The 25,866-nt window shown below is 42.6% G+C and carries 23 protein-coding genes and 1 pseudogene; 21 read left to right on the plus strand and 3 right to left on the minus strand.

What is annotated here, in order from left to right:
- Positions 1–326 (minus strand): annotated as a pseudogene (locus H6G68_RS22175) (serine/threonine protein kinase); the annotation flags it as partial.
- A 207-nt stretch (positions 327–533) separates the two neighbouring features.
- On the opposite strand from H6G68_RS22175, the gene glcD reads away from it, so the two are divergent.
- The 6 genes from glcD to H6G68_RS22205 all read left to right on the plus strand — a co-directional run bounded on the left by glcD (position 534) and on the right by H6G68_RS22205 (position 8,725).
- Positions 534–2,003 (plus strand): glycolate oxidase subunit GlcD, encoded by a 1,470-nt coding sequence (glcD, locus tag H6G68_RS22180; protein ID WP_190908583.1) that lies wholly within the window; start codon positions 534–536, stop codon positions 2,001–2,003.
- Between the two features lie 284 nt (positions 2,004–2,287).
- Positions 2,288–3,526 carry a glycoside hydrolase family 10-like protein gene (locus H6G68_RS22185; RefSeq protein WP_190908584.1) on the plus strand — a complete coding sequence of 413 codons (1,239 nt, stop codon included), beginning with the start codon at positions 2,288–2,290 and terminating at the stop codon, positions 3,524–3,526.
- Positions 3,526–4,146, plus strand: coding sequence for a hypothetical protein (locus H6G68_RS22190; protein WP_190908585.1), 621 nt, complete (start codon positions 3,526–3,528; stop codon positions 4,144–4,146). The genes H6G68_RS22185 and H6G68_RS22190 overlap by 1 nt, the downstream gene beginning before the upstream one ends.
- Positions 4,147–4,725: 579 nt before the next feature.
- Positions 4,726–6,975, plus strand: coding sequence for a sensor histidine kinase (locus H6G68_RS22195; protein WP_190908586.1), 2,250 nt, complete (start codon positions 4,726–4,728; stop codon positions 6,973–6,975).
- A gap of 667 nt (positions 6,976–7,642) precedes the next feature.
- Positions 7,643–8,530, plus strand: a complete 888-nt coding sequence (locus H6G68_RS22200) for a phage antirepressor KilAC domain-containing protein (protein WP_190908587.1) — start codon at positions 7,643–7,645, stop codon at positions 8,528–8,530.
- A 36-nt stretch (positions 8,531–8,566) separates the two neighbouring features.
- A complete protein-coding gene (locus H6G68_RS22205; RefSeq protein WP_190908588.1) occupies positions 8,567–8,725 on the plus strand; it encodes a hypothetical protein in 159 nt (52 codons plus the stop codon).
- A gap of 67 nt (positions 8,726–8,792) precedes the next feature.
- Here H6G68_RS22205 and H6G68_RS22210 read toward each other — a convergent pair whose 3' ends face one another.
- Complete coding sequence (locus tag H6G68_RS22210; protein WP_190908589.1) at positions 8,793–8,963, minus strand: hypothetical protein; 171 nt, start codon at positions 8,961–8,963, stop codon at positions 8,793–8,795.
- Positions 8,964–9,143: 180 nt separating this feature from the next.
- Between H6G68_RS22210 and H6G68_RS22215 the strand changes: the two genes are divergently transcribed.
- Positions 9,144–9,473, plus strand: coding sequence for a hypothetical protein (locus H6G68_RS22215; RefSeq protein ID WP_190908590.1), 330 nt, complete (start codon positions 9,144–9,146; stop codon positions 9,471–9,473).
- 36 nt (positions 9,474–9,509) lie between these two features.
- Here the strand turns inward: H6G68_RS22215 and H6G68_RS22220 are convergent, their stop codons facing one another.
- Positions 9,510–9,908, minus strand: coding sequence for a hypothetical protein (locus tag H6G68_RS22220; protein ID WP_190908591.1), 399 nt, complete (start codon positions 9,906–9,908; stop codon positions 9,510–9,512).
- A 122-nt stretch (positions 9,909–10,030) separates the two neighbouring features.
- On the opposite strand from H6G68_RS22220, the gene H6G68_RS22225 reads away from it, so the two are divergent.
- From H6G68_RS22225 to H6G68_RS22290, 14 genes are all read left to right on the plus strand, one after another.
- Positions 10,031–11,530 (plus strand): phage portal protein, encoded by a 1,500-nt coding sequence (locus H6G68_RS22225; protein WP_190908592.1) that lies wholly within the window; start codon positions 10,031–10,033, stop codon positions 11,528–11,530.
- Positions 11,531–11,553: 23 nt separating this feature from the next.
- Positions 11,554–13,572: a phage major capsid protein gene (locus H6G68_RS22230; protein ID WP_190908593.1), complete on the plus strand. Its 2,019-nt coding sequence runs from the start codon at positions 11,554–11,556 to the stop codon at positions 13,570–13,572.
- Positions 13,573–13,625: 53 nt separating this feature from the next.
- Positions 13,626–13,814 (plus strand): hypothetical protein, encoded by a 189-nt coding sequence (locus tag H6G68_RS22235; protein WP_190908594.1) that lies wholly within the window; start codon positions 13,626–13,628, stop codon positions 13,812–13,814.
- Complete coding sequence (locus tag H6G68_RS22240; protein ID WP_190908595.1) at positions 13,807–14,091, plus strand: head-tail joining protein; 285 nt, start codon at positions 13,807–13,809, stop codon at positions 14,089–14,091. Before H6G68_RS22235 ends, H6G68_RS22240 begins: the two co-directional genes overlap by 8 nt.
- Positions 14,088–14,513 (plus strand): hypothetical protein, encoded by a 426-nt coding sequence (locus tag H6G68_RS22245; RefSeq protein ID WP_190908596.1) that lies wholly within the window; start codon positions 14,088–14,090, stop codon positions 14,511–14,513. The genes H6G68_RS22240 and H6G68_RS22245 overlap by 4 nt, the downstream gene beginning before the upstream one ends.
- Before the next feature lie 13 nt (positions 14,514–14,526).
- The gene (locus tag H6G68_RS22250; protein WP_190908597.1) at positions 14,527–15,288 is read left to right on the plus strand and encodes a phage tail tube protein; all 762 of its coding nucleotides are present in this window, start codon (positions 14,527–14,529) and stop codon (positions 15,286–15,288) included.
- 9 nt (positions 15,289–15,297) lie between these two features.
- Positions 15,298–15,876 (plus strand): DUF6441 family protein, encoded by a 579-nt coding sequence (locus H6G68_RS22255; RefSeq protein ID WP_190908598.1) that lies wholly within the window; start codon positions 15,298–15,300, stop codon positions 15,874–15,876.
- Positions 15,877–15,893: 17 nt separating this feature from the next.
- Positions 15,894–16,358 (plus strand): hypothetical protein, encoded by a 465-nt coding sequence (locus H6G68_RS22260; RefSeq protein WP_190908599.1) that lies wholly within the window; start codon positions 15,894–15,896, stop codon positions 16,356–16,358.
- Between the two features lie 199 nt (positions 16,359–16,557).
- Positions 16,558–21,195, plus strand: a complete 4,638-nt coding sequence (locus tag H6G68_RS22265) for a phage tail tape measure protein (protein ID WP_190908600.1) — start codon at positions 16,558–16,560, stop codon at positions 21,193–21,195.
- Positions 21,196–21,231: 36 nt separating this feature from the next.
- A complete protein-coding gene (locus H6G68_RS22270; protein ID WP_190908601.1) occupies positions 21,232–21,495 on the plus strand; it encodes a hypothetical protein in 264 nt (87 codons plus the stop codon).
- A gap of 127 nt (positions 21,496–21,622) precedes the next feature.
- Positions 21,623–22,228, plus strand: a complete 606-nt coding sequence (locus tag H6G68_RS22275) for a DUF2460 domain-containing protein (protein WP_190908602.1) — start codon at positions 21,623–21,625, stop codon at positions 22,226–22,228.
- Positions 22,225–23,079: a DUF2163 domain-containing protein gene (locus H6G68_RS22280; RefSeq protein ID WP_190908603.1), complete on the plus strand. Its 855-nt coding sequence runs from the start codon at positions 22,225–22,227 to the stop codon at positions 23,077–23,079. Before H6G68_RS22275 ends, H6G68_RS22280 begins: the two co-directional genes overlap by 4 nt.
- On the plus strand, positions 23,079–23,477 hold the full coding sequence (locus H6G68_RS22285; RefSeq protein ID WP_190908604.1) for an NlpC/P60 family protein: 399 nt from the start codon (positions 23,079–23,081) through the stop codon (positions 23,475–23,477). Before H6G68_RS22280 ends, H6G68_RS22285 begins: the two co-directional genes overlap by 1 nt.
- A gap of 1 nt (position 23,478) precedes the next feature.
- Positions 23,479–25,737 (plus strand): phage tail protein, encoded by a 2,259-nt coding sequence (locus H6G68_RS22290; protein ID WP_190908605.1) that lies wholly within the window; start codon positions 23,479–23,481, stop codon positions 25,735–25,737.
- Positions 25,738–25,866: the final 129 nt, after the last annotated feature.

Genomic DNA, 25,866 nt, shown 5'->3' on the forward strand with positions numbered 1-25,866 from the left:
TCTGGTGAAAAACTGCGAGGTTCTGCTAAAGTGGCAGCATCAATATATTCTTGAACCAAACAAAAACCATCAGATGTAGCAAAAGAATTCAAATAACTGGGAATACCTGGATATTCTAATCCTTTGAGTACCTGTATTTCCCGTTCGTGTGCTTCTGAACCAGACCAACTCGAACCCGCTTGAGCAAAACAAAACTGCTTAATTACCTCTTCTTGCCCTGTGTTAATATTTGTAGCTAACCAAGTAATCCTACCACCTTCTCGATTACGTCCTAATTCTCTAATAACGTGATAGCCGTGTTCGCGGAAATCAGGGTAGCTACTCATATTTAGACAGAGGGAAGTGTAATATTTGAGTTTTATTTTAATACCGTAGCATAAGGGAAGGGCTAGAACAAAAAACCAATGGTAAATGATGTATCAAAAACCCTCCTCCTCCTCTCCGCGCCTCCGCGTCTCTGCGTGCAAAAAAACAACTTCCATAACCACACAAATAGCCTTAAAGTAAAAATAAACATCTACCATTAATAGACTATGCTTACCCAAGAAAAAAAACAAATCAACTGGAAACCCATCATCAAAAAATTTATTGCAGTTCTAGGTGAAAAAGGAGTAGTAAAACGCCGGGAAGAACTCCTCACCTACGAATGCGACGGCTTAACCAGCTATCGCCAAACACCTCCAGTTGCAGTTTTACCCCGCACCACAGAACAAGTAGCCGAAGTTGTCAAAATTTGTAATCAACACTCCGTCCCGTTCATTGCCAGAGGTTCTGGAACTGGTTTATCTGGTGGCGCTTTACCGTCTGAAGACTCAGTTTTAATTGTCACATCTTTAATGCGGCAAATCATCAAAATTGATTTAGAAAATCAACTTGCAGTTGTTCAACCTGGAGTCATAAATAGCTGGGTGACACAAGCCGTTAGCGGTGCTGGTTTTTATTATGCACCAGATCCTTCTAGCCAAATTATTTGCTCAATTGGTGGGAATATTGCTGAAAATTCAGGTGGAGTACATTGTTTAAAATATGGTGTCACCACTAACCACGTTTTGGGTTTAAAACTTGTGCTTCCTGACGGTTCAATTGTCGATATCGGGGGACAAATTCCCGAAATGCCAGGTTATGATTTAACAGGTGTATTTGTCGGTTCAGAAGGAACTTTAGGAATTGCGACAGAAATCACTTTGCGAATTCTTAAAAGTGCAGAATCAATTTGTGTGCTTTTGGCAGATTTTACCAGTGTTGAAGATGCAGCCGCAACTGTTTCGGATATCATCAGCGCGGGAATTATTCCTGGTGGTATGGAAATGATGGATAACATTAGTATTAACGCAGTTGAAGACGTTGTCGCTACAAATTGTTATCCTCGTGATGCGACGGCAATTTTGTTAGTAGAAATTGATGGTTTAGAAGTAGAAGTTTCCGAAAATAAACAGAGAGTAGCAGAAATTTGTTTAAAAAATGGAGCGCGGAATATTACTTCTGCTGCTGACCCAGAAACCAGATTAAAATTATGGAAAGGGAGAAAAGCTGCTTTTGCTGCTGCGGGACATATCAGCCCTGATTATTATGTCCAAGATGGGGTAATTCCTCGGACTCAATTACCTTATGTATTGAATGAAATTGAGGCTATAAGCAAAAAATACGGTTATCAAATTGCCAATGTGTTTCACGCTGGCGATGGAAATCTTCATCCTTTGATTTTATTTGATAATTCTATCCCTGGTGAGTTGGAAAAAGTGGAAGAAGCGGGGGGAGAAATTCTCAAGCTATGTGTAAAAGTTGGTGGTAGTATTTCTGGTGAACATGGTATTGGTGCAGACAAAAAATGCTATATGCCAGATATGTTTAGTGATGCTGATTTAGAAACTATGCAATGGGTAAGACAGGTTTTTAATCCTCAAGGTTTAGCAAATCCTGGGAAAATTTTCCCCACTCCTCGTACTTGTGGAGAAGCAGCAAAGGCTTCAATTCAGCAGTTTCCGGAAGTGGAAAGATTTTAATGGATAAGGTATAAGCCAATACAGTCTATTCAAGGAAGCAAAATCAATATTTACGTAGGTTGGGTTAAGCAACAGCGCAACCCAACAAAAGTTTCGATAAAGTTGGGTTTCCTTACGTCAAACGCCATTCGCTACAAGCCGAGAAACCCGTCCACAGCGATGGCTCCCCAACCTACATTTTTTTATTATTTTATCAACAAATCTTGATATCATTACATAATCCTGATAAATATAAGTTAATTTTGTAGTTATATATAGAGGATAAAACTAAGTCTAGTTTCCCAATGAATAGGGTGTTACGCCGTTGTTTTTTATTATTCCTATGTTTAGGATTTGTATTCAGTTTAACCATATTGCCAATTTCTTCAACTCTGGTTTCTTCTCAAAAAACAAGTCTTGTCACTACAGAAATTCGTGGTGTTTGGTTGACTAATGTTGCTAGTGGTGTACTTTTTGTTCCTTGGGGTATTAACCGCGCTATCAATCAATTAGCTGAACTGAATTTTAATACAATTTATCCGGTAGTTTGGAATCGAGGTTACACTTTCTATAAAAGTGATGTTGCTAAAAGTATAACAGGTGAAGATGTTCAACCTTTTCTTAATTTCGTGCATGGGGGAAATGATGTTTTAGCCAAGTTGGTAAGGTTGGCTAAAAATAAAAATTTAAGTGTGATTCCTTGGTTTGAATATGGGTTAATGACTCCACCTAATTCTAAATTAGCAAAGTTAAAACCGGAATGGTTGACAATTGGACAACAAGGTATAAATTCTGTTAATGAAAACCTACCGGAAGAGATTAATGATGGTGTATTTAATCGACAAGCTTGGCTAAATCCTCTTCATCCGCAAGTACAGAAATTTCTTAAAAGTTTAATTTTAGAAGTTGTTAAAAATTACGATGTAGATGGAATTCAACTTGATGATCATTTTGGAATGCCTGTACAATTTGGTTATGATACCTTTACTATCAAACTTTACCAGAAAGAACATCTAGGGAAAAGTCCACCTAAAGATCCTTTTGATGGGGAATGGATGCGCTGGAGGGCGGATAAAATTACCAATTTTATGTTCCAAATTAATAAAGAGGTAAAAGAAATTAAGCCTCATGCTAAAATATCTCTTTCTCCAAATTCACAGTATTTTGCATATAAATACTATTTACAAGATTGGGAAAATTGGGTAAATCAAGGTTTAGTGGATGAATTAATTTTGCAAGTATATCGAGATGATAAAAATTCTTTTATTGCAGAAATTGAAAAACCTGCGGTACAATCAGCTTTGACGAAGATTCCTGTGAGTATTGGGATATCAACGGGAACTTTAATCAGTCCTGTGAATATTAATCGCATTAAAGAAAAAGTACAAATTGTGCGTGAACACAAGTTTTTTGGATTTTCTTTTTTCTATTGGGAAAGTTTGTGGGGTTACATTTCCCCCGAATCACCTCAAAAGCGGAGGAATGCTTTTTTAGAAATGTTTTATAACAAAGCTGTCAAACCTTTAAAACTGAAAAAAGTGTGATGCAATTAGCATTTGAAAAACCTAAATATAGTATTTTAAGTTTTACATCTTTGTGGATTATTGCCACTTTGGGTGGTTTTCTATTAAGTTTGCTGTGGATTGAAATTGGTGAAAAGTCGGATATTAGTTTGCTAGAAGCAGGTATAGGTGGATTAGCGATCGCACTTCCCCAATCTTATATACTCAGACAGAGGATCTTTCCTCTAAGCTGGGTATTATCAACTATTTTCGGTTGGGTGGTAATTGCGGCTACTGGTGTAGGTGCGGTGGGTTGGTATGTACCATCAAGTGAGTTTTTCCCTCTGAGAATTTTCTTAGGGATTATTTCCGGAAGTATAGGCGGTTTAGTGATTGGTCTGGCACAATGGTGGATAGCAATGCCTCAATCAGTTCCTTGGGTATGGTGTTGGATGTTCGTGAGTTCCGCAAGTTGGGCTGTTGCTGTTTCCACTGGTTCGGCTGTAGGGCTATTTCTGCACCGTCTCACACAGTTATTTTTAGGTGAAGTTGTCGGTTTAGCTATTACCTGGTTGATTGTGGGAATCTTGACAGGCATTAGCGCTTATAAATTGCTTAAATACAGCAGAATTCAGGAGTCAGGAGTCAGGAGTCAGGAGTAAAACTGGCGAATGTGTCTAGGTTTCAATTTAGATTCTGTACCCCATTGATCTGCAATCTGCTGTAACTTTTAACTGCTGATGAGGAGATATTCCCACGAAAACATCCTGGCGATAATGTAAAGAATTGTTAAGATTATGAAATTGACCTAAATTCGTAACTCAGTATATGCAATAATAACAAAGCATAATTAAAAATACTTCCAGTATCATTCCCTGACAATACAAATGTATTTTTGCCTGCAACCATCAGGAATGCTTGAGTTTACGCCTATTCAGTGGGTGGGCTTAATTAAATATAATATGTCTCTGCAAACCTCTCCCCGACAAAAGGAGAGGATTTTAATCTCCCCTTCTCTACTAGGGAAGGGGTTGGGGGAGGGGTAAATATCTGTGTTTAATTACGCTATTCTATTTAGCTTACTTACGGCAATTTTGGATTAGAAGTAGAGAAAGATATAAATCCATGAACAACATCTGAACAACACTTAGCTTTAGGCGCTAAGGGGAATTTGTTATCACGATTAATATGTAAGAGAGAGCGCCTAGATAGAGTCAGCAGTCCAAAATAGAGGCTCTCCCATGAAAATCAATCCAGTTGAATCGATCCCAAATTTGACAAACCCAGCACCACCGCAGATTTTTTTCGGCACAGAAGCAGATAAAAAAAGTAGTAGCGAGCAATTTCTACTTAGTATGTACGATTCTGTGCAGACATCTATATTTATCGTCGATGTTCTGGAAGACGGGGATTTTCGCTATTTAGCACTTAATCCTACCCATGAAAGGTGGCTTGGTATTCGCTCTGAAGAACTCCGGGGTAAACAACCAGAGGATATTCTCTCTCCTGTTGATGCTGCTAATGTACGTCAGCGTTATGCTGATTGTGTACGTTTTGGGAAAACGATTTCCTATGAACAATGTTTACAATTTCAGGGAATATTCACTTGGTGGAGTACAACTCTAACGCCATTGCGAGATGCTGACTCTAGAATTTATAGACTGATTGGCACTAGTAGCAATATTACTCCCTCAAAGCTAGCAGAACAAGCTGGAAAAATAGAAGCAGAAAGGGAACGCTTATTAGCATCAACAACGCTGAGAATTCGTCAATGTCAAGACTTAGAAACGATTCTCCAGCAGACAGTTAAAGAAATTCGGCATTTATTAGAGAGCGATCGCATTTTAATTTATCGCTTTGAGCCGGATAATGGGGGAATAATCTTGGCCGAATCCACAATTACCGCTGGTGATTTCCTCCTCGGACGAAAAATCAAAGATCCCTGTTTTGATGCCAAACATCGAGAACGTTACAGACGTGGTTGTATTCACGTGGTTGAAGATATTTATGCCACAGGTTTGCATCCTTGTCAACGAGATTTTCTGGCTTCCATGCAGGTGCAAGCTAATCTAGTTGTACCGATTTTATTAAAACAGAATTTGTGGGGACTTTTGATTGCTCAACATTGCCGAGAAAAGCGACAATGGCAACAAGCCGAAATTGATTTATTCAAACAAATAGCTATTCAACTGGGTATTGCTGCCAAGCAAGCGGAACTACAAAAACAAGTACAATATCTGCAAGAACAACTAGAATTACAAAAACAACAGCATACATCCCAGTTAAATCAGTCCCAGAATTTTCAAGCACTAGTGAGAAGGATGACTGAAAAGATCCGCGATAGTGTGGATGTTCAGGAAGTTCTCCAAACCGCAGTTCAAGAATTAGCGCAATTATTGCAACTGGAACGATGTCAAATCGAACTTTATAATCCTTCCCAAACTTCAGCCACCGTTACCTGTGAGTACAGTACTAGTTCACCTCATTGTCAGGGATTAATTAGAGAAATTGCCGACTTTCCCGAAGTATATCAGCAACTTTTGCAAAAACAAACTTTGCAATCTGTGGAAATTCTGCCCGGAAACTATCTACAAGTACAGGTTGTCTCCCAACTAGCTTGTCCAATTTTTGATTCTCAGGGAATTTTAGGCAATATTTGGTTAATTAAACCAACAGAGGACATATTTGAGCCATTGGAGATATGCTTAGTACAGGAGATAGCTAATGAATGTGCGATCGCAATTCGCCAATCTCAACTACAGGAAAAAACCAAAGCACAGGTAAAAGAACTAGAAAAACGGGAACGTCACAAAAACGAATTCCTAAAAACTCTTTCCCAAGAACTTCGTACACCCGTAACTAGTATTAGTCTTGCTGCTCAAACTCTAGAAGGTCTGCTGACCCCAAGTGGTATTATCGATCTAGAATTAGTACCGCAACTTTTACAGATTTTACATCATGAGTGTGGACGTGAAAGCAAGTTAATTAACGATTTGCTCACCCTTACCTATCTCAAAATCGAACCCGAACCCCCCACATTAATCGCCATTGACTTACAAACCTGGCTAACTCCCATTGTCGAGTCTTTTCGGGATGTTGCCAATTGTCAAAAACAAAACTTAAACTTAAATATTGCCGCGAAACTTCCGTCTTTAGAAACCGATATCACCGATTTTGAGCGAATTATCACCCAACTGCTTAACCAAGCTTGTAAATGCACCCCCGCAGGTGAATCAATCACCGTTTCTGCTGAATTGGGTGTAAACACAGTAGAGTTAAAAATTAGCTATTCCGGTGCAGAGATTCCCAGTCATGAACTAGCAAGGGTTTTTCAGCCATTTTATCGCTTTACTAACAATGCTCCCTGGAAATCCAGCGATTCTGGATTAGAACTGGCTTTGGTGAAAGCAATGGTTAAACGTTTAAGCGGTTCAATTCACGTCGAAAGTGCCGATAATCAAATCACTTTCACAATTAAATTCCCGCTTTAGCCAGTTTTTTAACTGCAACACTAGCGCCAGCGTCAAAAGTCTGATATCATTGGTCTTAGTGTGGGTGAGTAGCTCAACGGTATACACTTATACGCTCTACAAAGGTTTGTGAGTCTGTGTTTCGTTGATTTGACTATCACCTACTATGTAGTTTTCCCTCATCTTTCCCTCATTTAGGGGAAGCATACTACAAAATAAAGTATTTTGGTACATAAAAAAAGAACCCCCTTTAGAGAACAGTCTAAGGGGGTTCGGTGGTTTTAGTATGCAACGGTCTACAATCCTGCCACAGCAGCGGCTACTGGTCATTTAAAGGCGTTAGGTGCAACATCTTTTAAGAACCAATGATCAATGACCATTACTTATATAGAGCAGTAGTTTAGCTCACTTTGTTTTAAAAACAGAGTGAGCCAAACTTAATATTGGGACTTACAACCAACTCTAGTTTTCACAACGTCATGGCTAGACAATACTACCGGCGAAAGAGCAGAAAATATATAACTATTCGTGCTGCAAAATATAGTAAAAAATACTTAAAAACGCTCCCACTTTCTTCTTCAGGGTGCTACAATGGGAATATAAGCAGCATAAATGAGGGGCGGCTCTAACAACCCCACATTCAACAGCTGCTTTAGTAAAACGAACCCAACATTCAACAAGGATTCACATGACTACTTTAGCATTATCTGCCCAAGTCCTACGAGCTGAAAAAGACGGTATTGAGTTTTACACCATTCAAGAGACAGGCGAGTCAGGGATGTCTCAGTCAGGATTAGCTAGAGCCTGTGGCGTTGATGAGAAAACCATACGAAGACTGCTAGAAACACTTCGGACAAAATCACCCTCTGAAATTCTAGAACCCTTTACTGGCAGTAGTTTGGAGGATTTAACACTTCGGACAACTGCCAACTTAAACAATGCCAATATCCTGAGAGACACTTTCTGCGCTAGTGTAATAACTCATTTCGCTCAGTCTGGAAAAGTAGAAGCGGCTCAAAACGTATGTGCTTTTGCGGCTGCTGGAATTAGAACCTTCATCCATAGCTTCACAGGCTGGCAGCCACAGCAAACAGAAGAGACCATTAAACTACCTACAGACCTTCTAGAGTCCTTGAAGCTTTTAGTAGTTATAGAGACGGAAAGGAAAGCTTTAGCCGCTGCTAATGAAGAGCTACAAGCCGCCACTACTGAACTTCAAGCTGTCAACTCTGAATTATTACCAAAAGCAGAAGCGGCTGAAGTATTCCTAGAATCTGGCAGAAATCTAACATTTCAAGAAGCGGCGCAGTTGTTAGCTATTCCTGGAATTGGACGTGACAACCTCTTCAAAGCTCTCATTGAATTAAAGCTACTTATAAATACCGCGCACCCGTATCAGCGTTTTATTGAGCAAGGCATCTTTTTTGTTAAAGAGACATCAACAAGCGTTGGTTTTAGAAGACAAATTTTAATAACTCCAAAAGGGATGGGATACATACTTCCACTACTAAAAGAGCATGGTAAAAAGTCTTCAAAAGTTGCCGACAGCTTCAGACCCACTCCAAAAGCTAACTAGAAGATTAAAGCCAACCATACTCAAAACAACAAAGCCATGACTATCACAACAACAACAACAATCAGACTCCCACAAAAGCTTAAAACTGAACTAGAAGAAACTTGCCGGGAACTAAAGATAGGACAATCGCCCGCCATAAATTTAGCCCTCATAGCCTGGATAGACGCGAATAAAGGCAGAGCAGCGAAAGACTGATGATAGGTTAAAAATAAAGCCCCTGACCGTTTATTGGTCAGGGGTTCTGTTTTGTTTATTACTTCCATTAACCTGGAAACTCTTTTTTGAGAGCTGCTCTCGCCCGCTCCTGCCAATTCTCATTACTTTTTATATTCTCTAACAAGCTAGGCTCCACCCTCATTGAAAGCTTTGCTGTTTTAGGTTCATCTTCAGTTATGAACTTTCCTTTCTCATCTCTGACTCGCTCGTCTGGCATGGGCTTGTTCTTCTATCCTACTATATATCTCTAATATACCACAAACCCATGTCCCCCTGGTATAACTTCTAGTTATTAATATTCAACAACATTCTATGTTTACTAATCTGAAACCCCTATACAATCCATGTCCCCCTGGAGTATAGTTAATTCACGACACTAACAACACTCCAGAAAAAGATGGCAACCGCTACTTCACTTATTCAAACCGCTACTGTTATTAATACCTGCGCCACAGGGATTAACGAACTAGCTAGTTTGGTTGGTAGAGATGAAATTACTGCTCTAGATTATATTCACAAGGTTGTGTTTGAGTCAAGTGGCTGGGAGTTCAACGGCTCTCACCTGCTCAGAGAACAGATGCTGTCTATCTATACCAGAATCTCCTTACTAGGACAAATGCACCCGCAGTTTAATGATTTAGTAGACCAGCTTTACTTGCTAATAGCTGAGGCGACAAAGTTGCTTAACCAAGTGTTTGAAGCTTTGATGCCAACTTCAGGAGTTTAACCACTCCCAAACCCCAGCTAGTCGCCTGGGGTTTCCTTATTTATCCAACCTGCGCTGCACATCTTTAACCAGCTCTTTTGTCTCCTGTAATTTCTCAATTACAGTTTCGACCTTATTAATGATGTTCTCGTGGCTAATAGAGTTGGCGCGGTGAGCTTCAGAGATATCGCAAACAAGCTCTGATAAGCCTTTAGAAACCTCCTTTAGAGATTCAGTGCCTTTCTCAACACGGTCAACAGCCCCAGCAATTAACTCTCCCACCCCTAAATACTTAGCTAAAACAACAGACCCCACCATAGCCATTATTATGCCTATGCTGATGCCACCACTCTGTAGGAGCATCTGTTCAAGGAGACGCTCCTGAAACTGTGGGGACACAGATATAACTGACTGAACCGGCGGGCTATTTGTAGTCTCAATTCTTTGACTAGTCATAAACAATATTTTTTACAAATACTTCTTACTTAAATATACTTATTTTTTTATTTATCGCACAGCTTCCGTATTATAGTGATAACTACTATAATTATAGTAGTAACCTTTTAAAATTAATTTCTATGGGTTTATGGTCAACCACTCGTGAGTTTGTAACCGCCTTCTTCAGACAAGGTAGGAAGGTTAGCAAGCGGTCATACGCTGGTGCTGTTCACAGTCGGTTGACCGCAGACTGGTTCGCATCTGGGACTAGTGCAGATTCTGAGATTAGGGGTAGCTTAACTGCTTTAAGAAACCGTTCCCGACAACTTTGCCGGGACAATGATTATGCCCGGAATGGTCTTAGAACCTTAGTTGTGAACACTGTGGGCAGCGGCGTACCCTTCCAATCTCAGGTAAAGCTGAAAGGTTCTGACAATCTTGATGAGGCTACAAACAGTCTCATTGAACAGACTTGGCAAGGCTGGGGTCATAAAAAATACTGTGATACCGCAGGAAGACTTTCTTGGGCGCAAGTTCAACAAGTAGCTTTGCGAACTGTAGCTGAGTCTGGTGAGGTTCTAATAAGGAAGGTGCGGCAGTCCTTTGGTGGCAGCAAGATACCACTGGCTTTAGAACTAATAGAACCAGACCTACTGGACGAAAACCACTCAGGCAACCACCTCGGAAACGAAATCAGAATGGGGGTTGAGGTTGACCGTTGGAATCGTCCTGTAGCGTACTGGCTGAAGACTCGACATCCCGGCGATTATCAGTTCAATGGAGCTACTGAAGCTGCACGTCTTGAGAGGATACCTGCTGAAGAGATAATTCACTTATTTATTACAGAACGCCCTGGACAAACTCGCGGTGTTCCTTGGCTACACAGCGGCGCTCGTAGACTTAACGATCTAGGCGCTTACGAAACGGCTGAGATCGTATCAGCTCGTGGCAGCGCCTCAATTATGGGTTTCATAGAGTCAGCAGACCCTGACAGTATGGCTGATGACACTGAGAATGGTCAGTCTATCACTGAATTAAGTCCTGGTGCGATCGCTAAACTTTCTCCTGGTGAGCGGTTTAATGGGTTTGCACCATCAAGACCAGCAACAGGTTTTGAAGCGTTTGTCAGACAAGCACTACGCGGCGTTGCTAGTGGATTAGGAATCAGCTATGAAAACCTATCATCTGATTACTCCCAAAGCAATTACAGCAGCAGCCGGCTGGCACTCCTATCTGAGCGTGACAACTATAAGGTCTGTCAGCAGTGGCTAATAGAAGAACTGCACCAATCTGTATTTGAATCCTGGCTAGAACTGGCAGTGATGTCTGGAGTTCTTAACTTTAAGGACTATGAAATCAACCCCACTAAATATAGCAATGTTAAGTGGCAGCCACGCGGTTGGAGTTGGGTTGACCCACAGAAAGAAGTTAACTCAGCGGTTACTTCTATCAACAATGGATTAAGCACAATAACAGACGAACTAGCCAAGCAAGGTCTTGATGTAGAGACAGTTTTTAAAACCCGTAAAAGAGAGTTAGACCTCGCCAAATCAATAGACTTAGTATTATTTTCCCCTGCACAAACGCCCACAGTAACAGATGAGGAATTACTAGCAACTCAAGTGGGAGGGAACCAATAATGTGGACTTCTAAAAGAGAACTTATGAAAACAAAAGGTAAGGGTTTTGCACCTACCAAACAAAAAAGAGAACTCGTTATAGAGAGTGTTGAGACTGTTGAACCCACCCTCATTCCTAATGAGCAGTTAGAAGTAACGGAAGAACCTACTGGTGATGGTGAACAGCGCCCAATAACAGGCGAACACTCAATAGATACAACCTCTGTTAATTATCGGTCTGTCTCCTTTGAAAGAGCAGTTGTTAACCAAACTGACCGCACTATTGAAATCCCTATTTCTAGTGAGTATGAGGTAGACCGAGGCTGGGGTATTGAAGTTCTAGAACACACTCCAGAGGCTATTGATTTAACTAGGTTAAATAATGGGGCAAATTTACTTTTTAATCATGACTCAGACGACTACATTGGTGTAGTAGTGACAAGTTATTTAAAAGGTAAACGTCTCTATGCCAAGTTATATTTTGATGTCCATTCTAAGGCAGAACAAATATGGCAATCAGTTGTAGCAGGCGTACTCAAAAATGTCTCCATTGGCTACCAAATTGAATCTGTTAGAGAGGAAACAAACAAAGGCGTTAGTAAATACTACGCAACCCGCTGGTGTCCCTTAGAAGTAAGCATCGTCACGATACCTGCTGATCCCTCTGTTGGTGTAGGTAGAACCTTAATTGGAGATGCTCAACCTCTAACTCTTAGCACACCCCAAACATTAGAAGTAATAAAGGAAAATCCTATGACTACCGAGACTGTTGATTTAAACGAAGTTCGCCAACAAGAGCGCGATCGCATCACCTCTATAGAAGCTCTTTGTGCCAAGCACAACCAGAGCCGTGAGTTTACCGCCAAGTTGGTTAACGAAGGCGCATCTATTGAACAAGCACGCAGTGAAGTATTAAATATGTTATCTACCGAACAACAATCCCCAGTCCAAGCACCTATCGAAGCTTTAGGTTTGAGCCGTAAGGAAGAAAAGGCTTATTCCATTCGCAAAGCTATTGTGGCATCTCTAGACCGTGACTGGAGCAAAGCTGGTTTTGAACGTGAATGCTCTGAGGCTATTGCTCAGAAGCTCGACAAAGCCACAAACGGGTTCTTCGTCCCTGTCCGTGACCTGCAAGTACCTATGCAACGGGCCACTATAAACACTGGTACTGCTAGTCAAGGTGGAAACCTAGTTGCTACAGACTTAAACTCAGGTCGTCTGATTGAGTTCTTACGCAACCGTTCTATGGTTCTACGTATGGGTGCTGACATTATGTCAGGGCTGGTAGGAAACCTCGATATCCCAACTGAGGATGGCGTTAGCAACATCTACTGGATCTCTGAAAACGGTGCTGTAACCCAGAGTGACGCTACCTTCGGTAAGGTAAGCTTCCGACCAAAAACAATTGGTGTAAAATCAGCGGTCACCAGGCAGATGTTGTTACAAACTTCTGAGGACATTGAAGCACGGATAAGACGTAATCTTAGTCAGTCCATCGCTTCAGGTATTGACATTGCAGCAATCAATGGCACTGGTGGAGCTATGCCCACAGGCATCTTAAATGCTGCTGGTGTACAAACTGTGGCGTTAGGAACAAACGGGGCTGCTCCTACCTGGGCTTCTATCGTCGCTTTAGAAACTGCCTTATCTGGTAGCAACGCTGACGTTGGCTCTCTTGGTTACTTAACCAATGCCAAGGTACGTGGCAAGTTAAAGACCACAATCCGCAACCCATCGGGTACTGATTCTACTTGGATTTGGGAAGACTCCGCTGGCTCTGACTACTTAGTAGGTAAGCTAAACGGCTACATGGCCGGTGTCTCCAACAACGTTCCATCCAACTTAACTAAAGGTTCTTCTGGTACTACCCTATCCTCAATCATCTTTGGTAACTTCCAAGACCTAATGATTGGTGAGTGGGGCATTTTAGAGCTAACTACCAACCCTTACGGTGTTGGTTTTGACGCTGGTACTGTAGAAGTTCGCGCACTGCAAACCATTGACATCCAGCTTGCTAGAGCTACCAGCTTCGCCAAGATCATTGATGCCGTAACTGTGTAGTTAACCAGGGTGTAACTTTTGCTTACACCCCGCTTAGAGGAATAAGAAGAGAGATGAAAAAGTATCAAGTTAAACCAGGTCGGCAAATAGTACATGGCGGGGTTATGTCCCTAGAAGGACAAGTGGTTGAGTTAACCGATGTAGTTGCGGCTGTTCATGCAGAAAACATTGAGCTCTTACCAGAACCTAAAGCTAAAGGTAAACCAGCCGTGAAAGAAGAAGGAGAAGCCACTGATGCTTAATGAGGACTTATCTATTTTCTTTGATGAGGCAGGTTTTGCAGAGTCAGCCACAATAGGCGTTGCGACCTACCCCTGCATCTTTGACGATAGTTATTCCTTGATGGGTATAGGAGCCGATGGCAGGCAGATTACAGCCTGCTTTAAAAGTTCTGATATTGCCTTAGCCAACGTTAAGCACAAGACTTCTCTAATCATCAGAGGCAAGTCCTACACAGTTAAAAGTGTCCAGCCTACTGGTGACGGCAAACTCACAGACTTGGAGCTTATTGAATCATGAAGCGTATAGAAATTGTGGAGGCACTAGGGGGTTTATTAGAGGCAATCACTGTTGCTAATGGCTTTAATACCGATTTAGGTCTAAACCTCCTCTACTGGCAAGATTACGCCACTGAGTATGAAGAAGACGCTCTTATCTACAGAGATGGGGATGAGGACGTTACAGAAGCTGGCAATAACCATGAGTACGTTCTACATACAGAAATAGAGGCTCACAGCTTCAGTGAAACTCCTGGTTTAAGAGCTAATCAATGTTTACAGGACATCATCCTTGCAATAGGAAAGAACATCACCTTCCCTGGCCCAGCCTCAAAAATAACCCTACTAGGTTCTGAGACTGAGGTAGAGACAGATGGTAAGAGCGCCTGCAAGGTTTTAGTCAAATTAGATATCCACTATCGCACACCTAAATTTAATCCATAAGGAAGTATAGAAAATGGCTGAAAGATATTTTGTCGGTAAAGGTAAAGTTCTACTCGCCACCATTAACTCGCTGGGAGTCACCACAGGTTATGAATGGTTAGGAAACTGCCCATCTTTAGTTCTAAACACTGAAGAGACCAGAATCGAGCACAAGGAATCTTGGACAGGTAACAACCTTACAGACAGCATCGTTGGTACTGGAAAGAGTGCCACAGCAAGCTTCACGATCGATGAGTACACCAAAGAGAACCTAGAGAAGTTCTTGTTTGGTTCAACCACCTCAATCGCCTCTGCCACAGTTACCGCTGAGTCTTTAGTTGGATACCCTGGCAAATATAGTCCTTTAGCTAGGATGAACCTTACCAGTTTTACGAGCTTAACAAACGTGGGGGCTACCACAACCTACGTTAATGGTACTGACTACCGAGTTGATTTAGCTGCTGGTTTAATCTACGTCATCCCCGGTGGAGCAATTACTGAAGGGTTGGCACTGAAAGCTAACTACGCCGCAGGTTCTTCTGAACAAATTAGTGCGTTTACCCGCAAGCCCAAGTATTACTCTCTGATGTTTGCAGGTCTAAATCAGGCGGAAGATGAGAAACCTGTAATCGTTGAAGCTTACCGTTTCCGCCCCTCACCTATTGGCAGCATCGAGTTGATCACTGATGAGTTTGGAAACCTCGAAATTGAGGGAATGTTGGCTTACGATTCCACCCGCGATTCTACTACCGTTGATGGCGGTTTCTTCAGAATCAGACAGACCCAACAAGCGTAGGAGTTAAACATGGCGACCTCATTTGATGACAAAGCTAGTAGAGAATTCTTCAAATCACAACTTGGTGATTTATCAGCAGCAACTCGCGCAGTAACTCGTGCGGCTGCCAAACAACTCAAAGAAGAAATGAAGAAACAAGTACGCCAAAACTTCAAGCGAGGTCGCAACTCCAACGGCTCTTTCTTTAATGCTTTCAAGGTGTACAACCTTGATGAGAATGAAAGACAAGGGCCGGCATCTTACGTTCGCTCTGGTGTCAAGTTCCTAGACATCTTTGAGACTGGTGGAGACATTACTCCCAAAAATGGCAAGTATTTGATAACCCTAACCCCTGCTGGTGAAAAGATTGGTTTCAAGAGAATTACTAAAGCTAACACCTGGGATTCAGTCTTTAACAAGTACAAGAAGTTCCTAAAGATTATTCAAACCAACGATGGCATTTTAGTCATCTACGAATTCCAAGGAAGAAGCACTATTGTCTACAGCTTTGTTAAGAAAATCCGTCTCAGGAAAAAGATAGACTTCTACGCTGCTGCTGAGAACATTGCTGAACAACTACCAGACCAGATAAATAAACTACTTAATTAACTAATCGGAGAACCATCATGGCTGCTAACACAAATATTGATAAAGAATTAAAGACTCTAGTTCCTAATGAAGTTGTTGAAACCTCAGCAGGAGATGTCATTGTTAAGCCTTTCAAGTTCACTCAGTTCCCAAGAGTCCTTCAGATATTAACAGAGTACTCCAACGCTTTTCTTAAGAAGCCAAAAGAAGAAGCGCAAGACCAGACTATTGAGAAGCCAGAAGAAGAAGAGCCAGACGTTATGAGGATCGCGCTCGACTTAGCAGCTTATAACCCTGAAGGTGTATTTGAACTTGTAAAACTCTCAACAGGTTTGAACCAAGAGCAACTTGACATATTAGAAGGTGAAGAAGGGTTTGATATTCTCTTCAAAGTTGTTGAGGTAAACCTATCTTTTTTCGTCCAGAAGCTAACACCAAAAGTCCTAGAAGTAGCCGCAAGTCTAACATCAGTAGCGGATGGGGTAAGCAAGTTAGCAAATTAATTAGAGCTGGGCATACTTGGACGGAGATACAGAATTACTCTGAAGGACAAATCTATCTCTTTGTCAAGTATGCCGCCGAGATTGAAAATGAGGAAAGGGCTATTGCTCTTTTTGATAAGACTACAGGGGTAGTAGACGGCTCCTTAGATACTAAAACTATTAATAGCGCCATCAAGAAACTGACAGGCGCTTAATTCTTATGGCAACTCGTAGATTATCAGTTAAATTTGACACCGAGGGTTTTAACCAGGCTGTCTCCCAATTACAGCAAACCGGGAGAGCTTTTGATTCTGCCCTCCAAAGAGCAAGGCAAGCATCTAGAGAAGCTGTGGCTGCCCAAAGAGCCGCTAGTCGCTCTGGTGATGTAGCAGGTGAGGTTGCTGCCCAAAGAAGAATTGAGCAGTCTGCCACCGCCGCTAATAGAGCGATCGCAGCATCTTATAGAGAATTAGGTGTTAGGTCATCTGAGTCCATCAACCAGATGAGAGCGAGAGCTGTTGCTGCTTTTGAAGCTATTAAGAACAGTGGCACAGCGTCGGCAAGAGATATTGCTGCTGCTCAAGATGCCTTAAACAATAAACTCCAAGACCTAGATTCACAACTAGATGATACGGGCAAGACTGCACGAGATGGTGGTGGTGGGTTTGATATCCTAACTGCTGCGATAGGTGCTGCCACTTTAGCATTAGGTGGATTCATCAGAGCAAGCTACCAAGTCGGTAAAGCCTCTGATACTAGCGTGAGGGCATTATCTACTCTTACAGGCGATTCTGCAGGCTTATATAAAGAACTCCAGGCGTTGTCAAAGGAGTTAGGATACCAGGTCACAGCCACAGAGTTAGCCACTACTGGTTATGACGTTCTTTCAGCTGGGTTTAACAAAACTGCTGATGTTATTGAGATTCTTAAAAATTCCCAGAAAGCCGCTGTTGGTGGATTTGCTGAGATAGGTGTTGTGGCTGATGCTGTGACAACAATTCTCAATGCCTATGGTAAAGGTGTTGGTGAAACCGAGAAGGTTACAAGTCAGTTCATACAGACACAGAACGACGGTAAGATTGTTGTTTCGCAGTATGCCCAACAGATAGGTGGTTTAGCCTCAACCGCCGCTGCTAGTAATGTCAGCCTGGAAGAGTTGAACGCAACCGTATCTGTCGCCACAGCTTCTGGGGTACGAGTAGAGTCAGCCTTCACTGGGTTAAGGCAAGCAATTAGCTCAATTGTCAAACCTTCTGCTGAAGCCGAGAAAGTAGCAGAGAAATTAGGTATTAAGTTTGATGCAGCAACACTTAAACAGAAGGGGTTTGCTGCTGTACTAGAGGACGTGAGGAAGAAGGCTGGGGGTAATGCCCAAGCCCTTGGTATTTTGTTCGGCTCTGTTGAAGCTGTGGCAGCAGTCCAACCAGCCCTTAACGACTTTGAGAAGTTCACTGGGTTTATAGAAAGACAGAAGAACGCCGCTGGGGAAGCTGATAAAGCTTTCCAGAAGATGAACGGCAGTATCGTTTCTTCCGAGAAGTCACTATCTGGTGTAGCCAACGCTATCAAGAATAAAGCTTGGGAGTCCTTCGGGCTGATTATCAAACCTATATCTGCTGCGATAGCAGGGATGGGTAACGCTTTTCTTGCTCTCCCCACCCCAATCCAATCCACTATTATTGTCCTAACAAGTTTAACTGTAACCGTTGCTGGAACGGTGGCGGCATTTAAAATACTTAATGCGGCGTTAGCGACTGTAGGTATAACAAACAAATTAAGGTCTCTTGTAGAATTAGAGCTAGTCTTGAGAAACCTTAGAGCAACCGGAATATCTTTTAAGGCGTTTCAGATATCACAGTTTGTAACAAATATTGGGGCATCTTTCAATCTAGCCGCTGGCTTCATTGGGTTTTACACAAAAGCCTTAATAGAAGCAATAAATATCCAAAGAATAGCTGCTGTACAATTCGTCACTAGCGGAGGTTTGTTAACCGCCCTTGGGTCGGCTTTTACATTCCTAATTAGCCCAATTGGGTTAATAATTGTTGGTCTTGCAGCACTAACAGCAGCTTTTGTAGTTCTCTACACTAAGTCTGAGTTATTCCGCAAGGGTGTTAACTTCCTTGGAGAGCTATTAAAGACTATATTCCTGGATGCCGTCAATGTTGTTAAAGAAGCTTTCAACGCACTCGGTAGGGCTATAAGCGCAGTAGGCAAGTCAATAGATTGGTTCGCTACTGGGACTGGTAAGAACTTCGATAAGCTGTTACTGACCCTAGGAAACTTCGGTAAATCAACTTTAGATTATCTTGGCTCCCTTGCAGACTGGCTGGCGAACCTTGATATGTTCAAGCCATTAGTTGACTCAGCCAAGAATGCGGCTGCTGGTATTAAAGGTGCTTTCGGTGGCAATAACAGTCCTGTAAACAACTTCCTATCTGATGGGCCACTTGGGTTGTTAGGAATAAAACCTATGAGTGCTGTTAAAAACTACATTGGTGGTTTATTCGGTCGTACCCAAGAACGAATTGACAAAGAATCCACTGCAGAAAAACCTAATCAAGTTAAGAAAACTCAACTCAGTCCTGCCCCAAAGATACCTACGCTAACTGGAGGAGCAGGAGTTGACGTTAAAGGTGACTCTGGTGGTTCTAGTGGGTCTAGCGGGTCAAATAAAGAGAAAGAGTTCGTAGACTTTGAGCTACTAAGACCTAAAGGTACACAGACCTCCGGCTATGGGATGCGTAAAGGTAGGATGCACAACGGTGTAGACTTTAGCCAAGGCAGAGAGCGTAACAGATATCCAATTGAGGCTCTTCTACCAGGAAAAGTCAGCGAAGTTGGTTTTGATAAAGGGGGTTGGGGCAACTACGTAGTTGTTAAGAGTATAGACAGACTAGGCAAAGTGATAGAAGTTTTACAAGCTCACCTCGACTCAGTGGTGGTCACAAAAGGGGAGGAAGTAAAGCAAGGTCAGCTTCTTGGTAGGGAAGGTAGCACTGGCAGAAGTACAGGTACACACAACCACGTTGAAGTTAAAATTGGTGGTAAAAGAGTCAACCCATCTGATGTATTAGGCAAGAGATTTTCCTTATCCTCTGAGCTTGGTAGTCCTAGCGACATACTAAAAGAAAGAGATGCTAAAGCCCAGGCTCTCACACCTCAGCAGAAGACAGTTGCTGGTGTTATAGCTATGGCTAAACGGCTTGGCATGAACCCAGAGGACTTACTTAGGGTTATGTTGCTGGAAACAGGTGGCACACTGTCTCCTAAAGCTCACGGAAATGGGGCTGTGGGTCTTATTGGCTTTACAAAAGACAACCAGAAGGAACTAGGGGTTACGCTCGGTCAACTAGCTAAGATGACCGCTGAAGAGCAACTCCCTTATGTTGAGAAGTATCTAAAAATCCACGCCAGGGGGCAAAAACTAGACTCACTGGAGAAAGTATCTGCTACTGTCTATGGTGGTAATCCCGGTGTCAAACTAGACTCTAAGCCTGACGGAAGGTTGTCTTTACGTCAATATGTTGGAAGAGCTAAAGACCGTTATTCATCACAAGCTAATAAGTTAATTGGAGAGGTAGACGAAACAACAGGGGATACTCTCGAAGTTAAAGCTGCGATCGCTGAACAAGCCAAAGACGATGCCAAGCTGGCGCGGGACAGAGCTTATGAAGAGAAGAAAACCCAAGCCACTCTTGCTGGTGAACTCAAGCGCCGACAGATAGAAAACAGTTTTGCTGCTGCTAAAAACGATTTAGAGAAGCAGCTTGCTGGTACTAAAGAAGAGCAAGAGAAGACGCTCTTAGAGCGCAGGATTGCTTCGCTAGACTCAGACAAAGAAAGTCTCCAACAGAATAATGAGCTTGCCACAGAGAGAGCGCAGGTTGAGTTTCGTATCAATCAATTAATGGCTGAAAGGGCAACTCTAACCCAAGAGGAGTTAGATGAGCTTAACTCTCTAGAGAACCGTAGACAAGCTATCCACGCCACCAGACAAGACCAACTTGCTCAGGAAGCCCGTGCTGTTGCGCTGAGAGAAGCAGAGAATACTGCTGCTGACCAGGAGGCTGACAGGCAGTATAGACAGGGGTTAGCCGCGATATTTACTCAGGTAACTCTTGCTGAATTAACAGAAGAGCAGCGCCAGAAGTTTGAACAACACCGGACTATAGAAGAAGCTTATAACGAGCGAAGACTGGAGATTGAGAGGCTAATTCAAGAAGCTAAGACGCGTGGTGATCAACAAGCTTTAACCTTGCTTTCACAGATGTCTACTCTCAATGAGTCTCGTAGGCAGAAGGAGTTACAGCAAGTTGCTGACCAATATGACCAGATAAAGCAACTTTACGCAACAGTTAAAGATAGTGCTAGAGATGCCACCCAACAGTTCTTTGAGGATATCTTCACAGGCACAAGAAGCTTAGGAGATGCCTTGAATAGCCTCTTAACATCAATTCTGAAGGCTGTTGCTCAAATGGCGGCTGCCAACATCACCAAGTCAATCTTCAGTAGTTTTGGTGGTGCAGGTTTTGCTAGTGGAGGGTACGTGAGTGGCCCAGGTACAGGCACAAGTGACTCTATAGCAGCACGTCTTTCAAATGGTGAGTTCGTTATGAGAGCCAAAGCGGTTAAACATTGGGGTACTAACTTTCTTGACTCACTCAATACTATGCAAACACCAGCTCTATCTTTAGCTACTGCAGGTGTGGGTAGTTCTGCGGGTGGTTCTAGCAGATCACAAACCATCGTGATGAACGTCTCAACACCTGATGCTAACAGCTTTAGAAAGTCCGGTTCCCAATTGGGTAGAGACGCAGCTGAACAGTTAAGAAGAGGTATGAACCGTAATGGATAAAAGCTACATTAGGAGTATCACTAAGTAATTAAATATATGCCAATTCAAGAAGTATCTGTTAGTCCACTACCGCCCCTCAATAAGTACGTTCTTCAAGATACTGAAGATAGTGCATTAGCTTACTTTGAAGAAGGTGGAACTTCTTACTTTGGGTACGCTGACATCGAGGGTAGGTGGTACATCGAAAGATGTATCTACAACCCTACGAGCAACCGCTTTGCAGCCGGTGAAGGTGATTATGCTACTAACTGGGCTAACAGAGCATCTCTTACTTACGACTATATCTACAACGCGCTGTAAAACCATGACAGCAAAATTCGATACCTTATTAAACAAACTAAGAACTGAAGACTCGGCGGGGGAGCAGTATTTAACCCCATTCTTCTCAGACATTGAAACTATATAGTTAGGGGGTTAGTGTGAAAGTATGTCTTTTAATGAAACGAGACTAAATTTGGGTTTTGACTTCGGTACTGTTGGTGGTGCTTCTTTCTCCACCACGGTTCTTACTACCGGAGGCGGCTATGAGCAAAGAAACTCTAATTGGGACGAGCCAAGAGGACGCTGGCAGATAGGAGATAGGCTCTACAACAGAGAAGAATTAGACTATATAATTCGCTTCCACCGCGCTCACAGAGGAAAAGCAGTAGGGTTTAGGTTTAGAGATTGGGCAAACTATCAAGCTGAGAATGAGCTAATAGGTGTAGGAGACGGAGTAACCACACAATTCCAACTCAAGAAGACTTACACCGTTGGCTCTCAATCTACAGTACAAACTATCAAGAAACCTGTTGTTGGTAGCGTCTATTTAACAGTGGCTGGTGAGCCTATAGTTAGTGGTTTTAGTGTTGACTATACCACTGGCTTATGCACATTTACTGCACCTCCCACAGGCAACATTAATGCGACCTTTGACTTTGATATTCCAGTAAGGTTTGAGCAAGACCTTTTTGACCACCGCTACGATGCTGGAACTCAAGAGGAAGTGCTCTTCTATGTAAGTACCTTGGCAGTTCTGGAGATTAAGATATGAAGTCATTAGCAAGCGCACTCTCCAACCACCTACAGCAGGAGAACACCAAGCTAACAACTTGCTGGCGGGTGACTCGTACTGACGGACTAGTCCAAGGTTTTACCAGCGGGGACAGGCTTCTGACAATTGATGGTGTGGACTATTTAGCATCTACTGGGTTTAGTGCCTCAGCCTTTGCTCAAGATAACTCTCTGGCTGTCAGAAACTTAGAGTTGAACTCTGCTTTATCTGATGATTCTATTAGTGAGGCAGACCTGGTAGGTGGACGATATGACTATGCCAAAGTTGACATCTTCCTAGTCAACTGGGAAAACCCACCAACCACTCTCTCGGTAGACCCTCCAAATCACATCTTAATGATCAGTGGGTTTTTAGGTGAAGTAAGTCTCACAGATGTTCGCTATACAGCAGAGATTAGAAGTTTCGCCCAACTGTTACAGCAGAAGATAGGAACACTAACTACTCAAAGTTGCCGCGCAGTATTTGGTGATTCAAAGTGTACAAAAGACCTAACAACGTTGACTGATAACTTAACAGTCATCTCAGTAACTAATAACCGCCAATTCACTGTTAGCTCTAGTAGGGCTGATGGCTTCTTTGAGTTAGGAGAGGTCACATTTACCAGTGGAGAAAACAACGGCTTTAAGTCAATGGTTTTAAGTTTCATTGGCAACCAAATTCAACTGTTTGAGCCAATGCCTTATGACGTACTAGTTGGCACAACTCTCCAGGCAGTTGCTGGGTGCGCTAAGACTGTTGAAGCTTGTAGAAATTACAGCAATATTCTTAACTACCAAGGCGAACCACACATACCTGGTGAAGATAGATTTCTGGGAGGGTTTGAAGGCTGATGACTAAATTAGAGATTGTTACTACTGCAAGAGAGTGGTTGGGCACGCCTTACCATCATCAAGCACGGGCTAAAGGTGTCGGGGTTGATTGCATTGGGTTGGTGTTAGGCGTGCTGAAGGAGTTAGGAGTTTACACCTTTGATTTTACAGACTATGACCGAACTCCTGATAGTACGGTACTCCAGAGCCTGTTAGAGGAGCATTGTACCCAGACAGACAACCCAGAGCCGGGGGACATACATCTATTTCGTATCAAGAGGAACCCACAGCACGTTGGTCTTTGCTCTGACATAGGGTTAATCCATGCCTACCAAGGGGTTGGTAAGGTTGTCGAACACACACTAGATGAGTTCTGGCAACGCAGAATTATTAAATCTTTTATTTTACCCGGTATATAAAATGGCAACCGTCGCGCTTAACCTAGCTATAGGTTTTACCACTAATTATCTACTAGGCTTACTAGCACCAACTCAGAAAGTAGAGGGGTCTAGGCTTAGTGACTTATCAGCACCAAAGTCTAGTTACGGCGCTGCTATACCAAAGGTATATGGGTCTTCCAGGTTGGCAGGAAACCTCATGTGGTCAACTCCAATTACTGAACGAGTGTCTAAAACCCGCTCTGGTGGAAAGGGAGGGGGTGGTGGTGTACAAACCACTAATTATGCTTATAGCTGTAACTTTGCATTCCTTCTGTGTTCTGGTGAGATAACAGGAGTAAGGAAGATATGGCTCAACTCCAAGCTGGTCTATAATGTCAGCCCTGAAGCAGATGTTGATACTATAGCCGCGTCTCTCAAGTTTGCTGAGAAGGTACGTTTTTATAATGGTTCTGCTACTCAAGGGCAAGACTCTTTGATGACTTCCTTCCAAGGTGTAGACGACACTCCAGCTTACAGAGGAAGGGCATATATTTTATTTGATGACTATCCTCTTGAAGACTTTGGGAACCGCCTACCTGCGGTGTCCTGCGAGGTTGTTACCAGCGGCTACTGGAGTGAAGGCAGGTTATACAACACAGATATTTCATTAGGGTCAGTTGTTAAGGACTTGTGCCTCCGAGTAGGTTTTAGCGAATCAGAGGTGGACGTTACAGAGATAGACTCAATCTTGGTTAAAGGGTTTGTAGTTAGTCAATCTCTCAATGCTAGAGATGCGATCGCGCAACTCCAAAGGGCTTACTTCTTTGATGCCCTTGAGTCCAATGGTAAGTTAAAGTTTATCAACCAAGTTCGTGGCGGCTCACCAATAACTATTCCTAGAAATGACTTAGCTAGTGCTGAAGAAGGGCAGGAGCGACCTGACTTATTTAAGGAAACCCGCCAGCAAGATATAGAGCTTCCAGATGAGGTCACAGTCACTTATGTTGATTATGACTTCAGCTACCAACAGAACACACAGACTACTCAACGGCAAAACTCTCCTAATAAGAATAAATTAGAGATTCGTCTTGACCTAGTGTTAACCGCTTCACAGGCATTAACGATTGCTAGGAAGACTATATTCCTTGAGTGGTTGAAGAGAAGAAAGTTCGAGTTTTCTTTGCCTCTGAGATATAGCGTTGTTGAGCCAGGAGATGTGGTGCAGGTTAATCTACACTCTTCAACCCAACAGAACATCTACCTCAGCAAGGTAGATGTAGGTGCTAACTTTCTGTTGCAATGCGAGGGTGTTCCCTACGACCCAACCTTGTTAACACTCACAGCTGTAGCAACTGCTCCAGCGGTCAGCTTGTCACTGGGCAACCCTAGTGATACTGAACTACGAATACTAGACCTTCCTCTACTTAAAGACACAGATGAACCTCAAGGCGTTTATGTAGCTGCTACTGGTAATAGTGCTTGGAGAAATGCTCAGTTGTTTGTAAGCCGTAACAATGGTTCCTCATACGACTCAGCCACAACCATAATCACCAGAACGGTTCTTGGTACTTGTGCCACCACTCTAGAAACAGCTTCTGAGTTTTATGTGGATTACAAGAACACGTTGAGGGTCACAGTTGATGGTGAGCTTGAGTCAGTTAGTGAGTTTGATTTTCTTAACGGTAGAAACATTGCCTTAGTAGGTTCAGAGGTTATCTACTTTAAAGATGCAGTTCTTGTTAGCGGTAACACTTATGACTTATCAACACTTCTAAGGGGCAGGAGAGGCACTGAACAGTCTATTGGTACACACACCAGCGGAGAGGATTTCTACCTGCTTAGTGGGTATCTAACAAGGGTTAAAGGTGAACCATTAGACCTTAATACACAACGTCTCTACAAAGCTCCTATTAACGGTCAAGCCTTAGCAGATATTACTCCTACAGCATTCACTAGTACGGGGAGGTCACTTAAACCTTATGCCCCTTGCCATGTTAAAGGAAGCCGGGATGCCAGCGGTAATTTAACAATCTCTTGGGTTAGGAGAAACAGATTATTTGGCGAACTACTAGATTATCAAGACGTTCCTTTGAGCGAGACTAGCGAGTCCTATGAGGTGGTTATCTTCTCCGCTCCAGGAGTAGTGCTCAGAACCTTCAATACCACTAGTCCCACTGTTGTTTACAACGCAGCCGATCAAACAACAGACTTTGGTAGCTTGCCCGGAAGTGTGGAAGTAGCCGTGGCGCAGTTTAGTAGCTCAGTAGGGCTTGGATATGCAAGCTTAGTTGAACTATAATTATAGTAATAATCACTATAATTATTTTTACAATGCCGACTCCTAGAGGAAAACTACCGCAACTATCTGAAAGTCAAGCCAGCAAAACTGTCACCCTCAATGAAGCTTTTGCAATTCTTGAGGCTCTGA

Source organism: Anabaena catenula FACHB-362 (assembly GCF_014698735.1).
Taxonomy (GTDB): domain Bacteria; phylum Cyanobacteriota; class Cyanobacteriia; order Cyanobacteriales; family Nostocaceae; genus Anabaena; species Anabaena variabilis_A.

Coding starts and splice junctions, on each gene's coding strand:
- H6G68_RS22280 (WP_190908603.1), top strand. CDS start 22,225: ATGAAGTCATTAGCAAGCGCACTCTCCAACCACCTACAGCAGGAGAAC.
- H6G68_RS22200 (WP_190908587.1), top strand. CDS start 7,643: ATGACTACTTTAGCATTATCTGCCCAAGTCCTACGAGCTGAAAAAGAC.
- H6G68_RS22270 (WP_190908601.1), top strand. CDS start 21,232: ATGCCAATTCAAGAAGTATCTGTTAGTCCACTACCGCCCCTCAATAAG.
- H6G68_RS22275 (WP_190908602.1), top strand. CDS start 21,623: ATGTCTTTTAATGAAACGAGACTAAATTTGGGTTTTGACTTCGGTACT.
- H6G68_RS22285 (WP_190908604.1), top strand. CDS start 23,079: ATGACTAAATTAGAGATTGTTACTACTGCAAGAGAGTGGTTGGGCACG.
- H6G68_RS22235 (WP_190908594.1), top strand. CDS start 13,626: ATGAAAAAGTATCAAGTTAAACCAGGTCGGCAAATAGTACATGGCGGG.
- H6G68_RS22265 (WP_190908600.1), top strand. CDS start 16,558: ATGGCAACTCGTAGATTATCAGTTAAATTTGACACCGAGGGTTTTAAC.
- H6G68_RS22260 (WP_190908599.1), top strand. CDS start 15,894: ATGGCTGCTAACACAAATATTGATAAAGAATTAAAGACTCTAGTTCCT.
- H6G68_RS22255 (WP_190908598.1), top strand. CDS start 15,298: ATGGCGACCTCATTTGATGACAAAGCTAGTAGAGAATTCTTCAAATCA.
- H6G68_RS22190 (WP_190908585.1), top strand. CDS start 3,526: ATGCAATTAGCATTTGAAAAACCTAAATATAGTATTTTAAGTTTTACA.
- glcD (WP_190908583.1), top strand. CDS start 534: ATGCTTACCCAAGAAAAAAAACAAATCAACTGGAAACCCATCATCAAA.
- H6G68_RS22195 (WP_190908586.1), top strand. CDS start 4,726: ATGAAAATCAATCCAGTTGAATCGATCCCAAATTTGACAAACCCAGCA.
- H6G68_RS22185 (WP_190908584.1), top strand. CDS start 2,288: ATGAATAGGGTGTTACGCCGTTGTTTTTTATTATTCCTATGTTTAGGA.
- H6G68_RS22250 (WP_190908597.1), top strand. CDS start 14,527: ATGGCTGAAAGATATTTTGTCGGTAAAGGTAAAGTTCTACTCGCCACC.
- H6G68_RS22240 (WP_190908595.1), top strand. CDS start 13,807: ATGCTTAATGAGGACTTATCTATTTTCTTTGATGAGGCAGGTTTTGCA.
- H6G68_RS22290 (WP_190908605.1), top strand. CDS start 23,479: ATGGCAACCGTCGCGCTTAACCTAGCTATAGGTTTTACCACTAATTAT.
- H6G68_RS22215 (WP_190908590.1), top strand. CDS start 9,144: ATGGCAACCGCTACTTCACTTATTCAAACCGCTACTGTTATTAATACC.
- H6G68_RS22210 (WP_190908589.1), bottom strand. CDS start 8,963: ATGCCAGACGAGCGAGTCAGAGATGAGAAAGGAAAGTTCATAACTGAA.
- H6G68_RS22225 (WP_190908592.1), top strand. CDS start 10,031: ATGGGTTTATGGTCAACCACTCGTGAGTTTGTAACCGCCTTCTTCAGA.
- H6G68_RS22230 (WP_190908593.1), top strand. CDS start 11,554: ATGAAAACAAAAGGTAAGGGTTTTGCACCTACCAAACAAAAAAGAGAA.
- H6G68_RS22245 (WP_190908596.1), top strand. CDS start 14,088: ATGAAGCGTATAGAAATTGTGGAGGCACTAGGGGGTTTATTAGAGGCA.
- H6G68_RS22220 (WP_190908591.1), bottom strand. CDS start 9,908: ATGACTAGTCAAAGAATTGAGACTACAAATAGCCCGCCGGTTCAGTCA.
- H6G68_RS22205 (WP_190908588.1), top strand. CDS start 8,567: ATGACTATCACAACAACAACAACAATCAGACTCCCACAAAAGCTTAAA.